Source organism: Deinococcus sp. (assembly GCF_018260405.1).
Classification (GTDB): domain Bacteria; phylum Deinococcota; class Deinococci; order Deinococcales; family Deinococcaceae; genus Deinococcus.
In genome coordinates, this window is record NZ_JAGLBG010000135.1 from 1 (window position 1) to 4941 (window position 4941).

Consider the following 4941-nt stretch of genomic DNA (forward strand, 5'->3'; position numbering starts at 1 on the left):
CGCTAGGGTAAGCTGCGCGTTCCACCGTTAAAGCCTAAAACATTTCCCATGGTTAGGGCCTCAGACAGCCTCTAAACGCGCTCTAAGGAAGCAGCGTAAAGACCACCGTCTGTTCACCAGTCAGGCTCAGCGCACAGCTATCCGGCAGGCTGACGTGCAACTCTCCCCCACCAAGTTCGGCGGCGGCGTTTAGCAGAGGCCGGTCGGCGGCAGCGTCCAGCGTGCCCCACAGGTGCGCCGCGCCGCCCCCAGCCATGGCCCGCCACAGCAGGGCACCAACCGGCTCGTGGCCGTCGTAGGCCAGCAACAGCACAGAGTCACGTTCGCCTTCTAGCTTCCGGGCCAGGTGGCGGGCAATCGCGCCGCCCCACTCGGGGGTGTCATGGGCTTCGGCCAGCACCTGCGACCACACCCAGAGTTGCAGGCGCGAGACCTGCTCGACCTGAATAGTGGGTGGCGCGGAAGCCGCGACAAACGTGCCGACCCGCACGCCGCCGACATCCTGCCCAGCCACCACGAACTCCGAGGCGACCACACGGGGCTGCCCGCCTTGCTGTTCCACGAAGTGCAGGGCAGCGGGAGTGCCGAGGTAGGCGGCGTTGAGGCCCAGCACGTTGACTTCTGGCGTCGAGAGGTGCACGCCGCCCGGAAACCCACTGTGCCGGGTCGCTAGCGGCGCAAAATAGTCGATGAGTTTAGCGAGGACACCAGGCATACCCAGCAGTAGAGCCTAAGTGGGGGCGCAAAGTCACTCATCATTTGAACTGGGGCAACTTGCAGGCAGTGGAGCAAAATTCGGCAGGCTCAGTCTTCAGCCTCATTTTCCAGGCTCAGTCTCGAGTTTTCTAGGCTCACCCGTTCAGGGGTACAGGCCGCGCAGCGCCCGCGCTTCAAGCACCCGCGTGCAGGCCACGATATACACCGCCGTGCGCAACGTAACGCCGTGCTTTTCCTTGACGGCCCACAGGCTCTGGAACGCCTCACTCATGATACGGTCGAGCCGCTTGTTGATCTCATCCTCGGTCCAGAAAAAGGAGCTGAAATCCTGCACCCACTCGAAGTAACTGACGGTTACGCCGCCCGCGTTCGCCAGCACATCGGGCACCACCGTGACGCCCTTGTCGGCCAGCAGATCGTCGGCGGCGGGGATGGTCGGGCCGTTCGCGCCCTCGACAATCAGCCTGGCCCTGATTTTGCCCGCCGTGTCCAGCGTGATCTGCTTTTCCAGGGCTGCCGGAATCAGCACGTCGCAGTCCACGCTCCAGAACTCTTCTTTCTGGATTTCCTCGGTGCCTTCCAGCCCGGTGATCTTGCCCGACTCGCGCAGGTGCCTAAGTGCGGCGGCGGGGTCGATACCCACTTCGCTATGGATGGTGCCGGTCACGTCCTGAATCGCCACAATCTTTGCGCCGTGCTGGTGAAAGATGCGGGCAGCCGCCTCGCCTACGTTGCCAAAGCCCTGCACGGCAATTCGCGCCCCTTGTAGCGGCATCCCCAGCTTTTTCATGGCCTCAGCGCCAGTCACGAACACGCCGCGTCCGGTGGCGTCGGCGCGGCCCAGCGAGCCGCCCAGCGACACGGGCTTGCCAGTCACAACCCCGGTGGCGGTGCGGCCCACGTTCATGCTGTAGGTGTCCATCATCCAGGCCATCGTCTGCGGGCCGGTGTTCACGTCGGGCGCGGGGATGTCCTTCTCGGGGCCGATGATAAGGCCGATCTCGGTGGTATACCGCCGGGTCACGCGCTCCAGTTCCCCCTGGCTGTACCTGCGCGGGTCGATGCGAACGCCGCCCTTGCCGCCGCCGTAGGGCAGGTTCACCGCAGCGTTCTTGATGGTCATCCAGGCCGAGAGGGCCATGACTTCTGACAGGGTGACGTCCTGGTGAAAACGCACACCGCCTTTGGCCGGGCCGCGTGAGGTGTTGTGCTGCACGCGGTAGCCCTCGAAATGGGCGACCGTACCGTCGTCGAGGTGAATAGGCACGTCGACCACCAGAATGCGTTTGGGCCGCTTGAGCGTTTCGACCCAGTAGGCCAATTCGCCCAGATACGGCGTGACGCGCTCGACCTGTTCCAGAAAAATCTCGTAGGGGCCGAGGTTATTAGGGTCAAGGTAGCTGGGAATGGTGTGCGAAAAGGGCCGGGCCGGGCCAGAACCGGAAACGGCAGATTCAGGGGAAGCGGTCATAACAGGACACTCCTTGAAGATTGGGCCAAAGCTTGAACGGAAGCTTAGAGCCTTTTGCAAAAAGATAATGCTCTTTTGACCATCTTTTTGCCGAGTGGAACGAGTGAAAAAGAAAGAGCAGGACGTAGAATGAAGGGGGGCAGCGGCGTTTTTCCGACGTGCCCATCATTTCGGAGAACTGCTCTAAGTAGGTACAAAGAAACCGTGCAGCACGGAAAAAATTGGTTGACCACCATGAGACCAGCCAACAACCAGGCCAAACTTTATGGATACACGCCGCGCATGACCGTCGCCCCGTGCAGGCGGTTCAGGGCCAAGGCATAGGCCGCCGTCCGCAGATCAACTTTCCGCGCCTGACTAAAGGCCCAGACCTGCTCGAAAGCCGCGTCCACACGCTGGTCAATGGCGGCCTCGATCTCGCCGCTTTCCCAGAAGAAATTGCTGGCGTCTTGCACCCATTCGAGGTAATTGACGATCAAACCGCCGCTGCTGGCGATCAGGTCAGGAATGACCAGCACGCCCTGGGCCGTCAGCGAGCGCTCGGCCTCGGGCAGCACGGCGCGGTTGGTGGCCTCGACCACGTAACGGGCGCGGACGGCGTGGGCATTTCCAGCGTTGATGGTGCCAAAATCGTAGGCGAGCACCAGCACATCTACATCCAGTTCCAGCAATTCGTCGGGGGTAATCGCCGTGGCAAAACCGTCCAGGCCGCCGCTGTGGTCATGGTGCGCCTTGAGGGCGTCGAGGTCAAGGCCGCTGCTGGAAAACGCCGCCGTGCGGGTGTCGCTGATTGCCACGACCAGCGCCCCCTGTTCGGCCAGAGTGCGGGCTGCCTTACGGGCCACGTCGCCGTAGCCGTACACCGCCGCCCGCGCCCGCTGAAGGCTCTGGCCGGAGGCGGCCAGCACGCGTCCGCTCACCAGCGCGGCGCTGCGCCCACGGGCATCCTTGCTGCCGTAGCTGCCGCCCAGGCTCAGCGGCTTGCCGACCACCACGCCGCTCTGGGTTTCGCCCGTGTTCTCGCTGTACGCGTCCAGAATCCAGGCCATGACCTGCTGATCGCTGCCCACATCGGGGGCCAGGATGTCCTCGTTTTTGCCGATCAACTCGACCAGTTCGCTAGTGTAGCGCCGCACCAGCCCCTGCAACTCGTGGCTGGAAAGAGTCGCCGGCTCCACGTCCACGCCGCCCTTCGCGCCGCCCAACGGCAGGTCGGCCACCGCCGCCTTAAGCGTCATTAGGGCCGCCAGAACTTCGCACTCGTGGGCATTCAGCCCAGCTTTCAGGCGCACCCCGCCCATGCTGGGGCCACGCGCCGTGCTGTGAACCGAGCGGTAGCCCCGGAACACCCGCACCGAGCCGTCGTCCATCCGCACGGGCAGATTCACGCTGACCGTGCGCTTGGGATACTTCAGGTAAGCCAGCGACTGATCCGACACTTCGGTATAGGGCAGGGCCTGCTCCAACTGTTCCATGAGGCCCTGCCAGTTGAGTCCTGATGCCCTCATCTGTACTCCTTCTACGGGTTGCCGTCTGCCAATTGGACAATCCGTCAATATGCCGGGTTGCCAATTCCACGCCTGGAACCCGTTTCTCTGCTGCTCGCCCTGCGGCGCCGCTCTACAAGTCCGCTTGGGTTGAAAGGTCTTGCAAGCCTTTCAACCCAAGTCTGCATTAGAAGCAAGGTAGGTGTGTACCATAACTGGATAGATAAGTCTGGATAACCGTCTGGGTGTCCAGAGTCGCCGGACAAAGCTGCCAAACTTGCTTGATACCGCTTCCGACTGAATCCCCCAGCTTGGGAGATGAAATCCGACTGGAAGGCCGGAACCGCAAAAAACCGAACAGCAGCACGCCGCCCATCACCTAATGTTGTCCTCCGACTTAGAGCAGTTTGCACGGAGAACTGCTCTAGAACGCCATGACCTTCTTGATCGCCTGCGCCACCCGCAGCGGATTGGGGCGGTAGAGGTCTTCGATGGCGGTAAACGGCGGGTAGGGCGCGTCGTAGCCAGTGACGCGCACAATCGGCGCACGCAGAAATTCGATGGCTTCCTCGGCGATGTTGGCCGAGATTTCGCTGTGAAAGCCCCCGGTGCGCGGCGCTTCCGTGACGATGACCACCCGGCCCGTCTTCTGGACACTGCCCAGAACCGTGTCGAGGTCGAGCGGCACCAGCGTCCGCAGATCGATGATCTCGGCCCCGATTCCGGCGGCGCGGGCCGCCTCAGCCGCCTTCTGCACCACCTCGACCATGCCGCCGTAACAGATAACCGTCACGTCGCTGCCCCCCGTAACCACGCGGGCCTGACCGATAGGCAGGGTGTAATAGCCCTCCGGCACGTCCTCCTTGAGCGAGCGGTACATCTTGATGCTTTCGAAGAAGAACACCGGGTCGGGGTCGGCGATGGCCGCGAGCAGCAGCCCCTTGGCGTCGGCGGGAGTGCTGGGAATGACCACCTTGACGCCGGGCGTGTGGGCCACGATTGCCTCGGGGCTGTCGGCGTGCTGCTCGGGGGTATGCACGCCGCCGCCGTAGGGCGCCCGGATGACCAGCGGCAGGTGATAGCGGCTGCGGGTGCGGTGACGGTAGCGCCCCAGGTGCGAGAGAATCTGATCAAGCGCCGGATACATGAAACCCGCAAACTGAATCTCGGCAACGGGTTTCAGGCCCGCTATCTACTTGGCTATAGATATTAAGAGGATTCGAGTGTAGTCCAGTGTCTTATTGTAATCTCGTTTTCCGTATCATT

Annotated in this window: 3 protein-coding genes and 1 pseudogene; all 4 read right to left on the minus strand. The window is 62.6% G+C overall.

Annotated features, from left to right (window positions below):
* Positions 1-82 precede the first annotated feature (82 nt).
* Positions 83-715 (minus strand): hypothetical protein, encoded by a 633-nt coding sequence (locus QZ269_RS12015; RefSeq protein WP_291426946.1) that lies wholly within the window; start codon positions 713-715, stop codon positions 83-85.
* Between the two features lie 144 nt (positions 716-859).
* On the minus strand, positions 860-2188 hold the full coding sequence (locus tag QZ269_RS12020) for a Glu/Leu/Phe/Val dehydrogenase (protein WP_291426947.1): 1329 nt from the start codon (positions 2186-2188) through the stop codon (positions 860-862).
* A 263-nt stretch (positions 2189-2451) separates the two neighbouring features.
* Positions 2452-3696 (minus strand): Glu/Leu/Phe/Val dehydrogenase, encoded by a 1245-nt coding sequence (locus tag QZ269_RS12025; RefSeq protein ID WP_291426948.1) that lies wholly within the window; start codon positions 3694-3696, stop codon positions 2452-2454.
* Between the two features lie 403 nt (positions 3697-4099).
* Positions 4100-4867, minus strand: a pseudogene (locus tag QZ269_RS12030) (alpha-ketoacid dehydrogenase subunit beta); the annotation flags it as partial.
* Positions 4868-4941 lie beyond the last annotated feature (74 nt).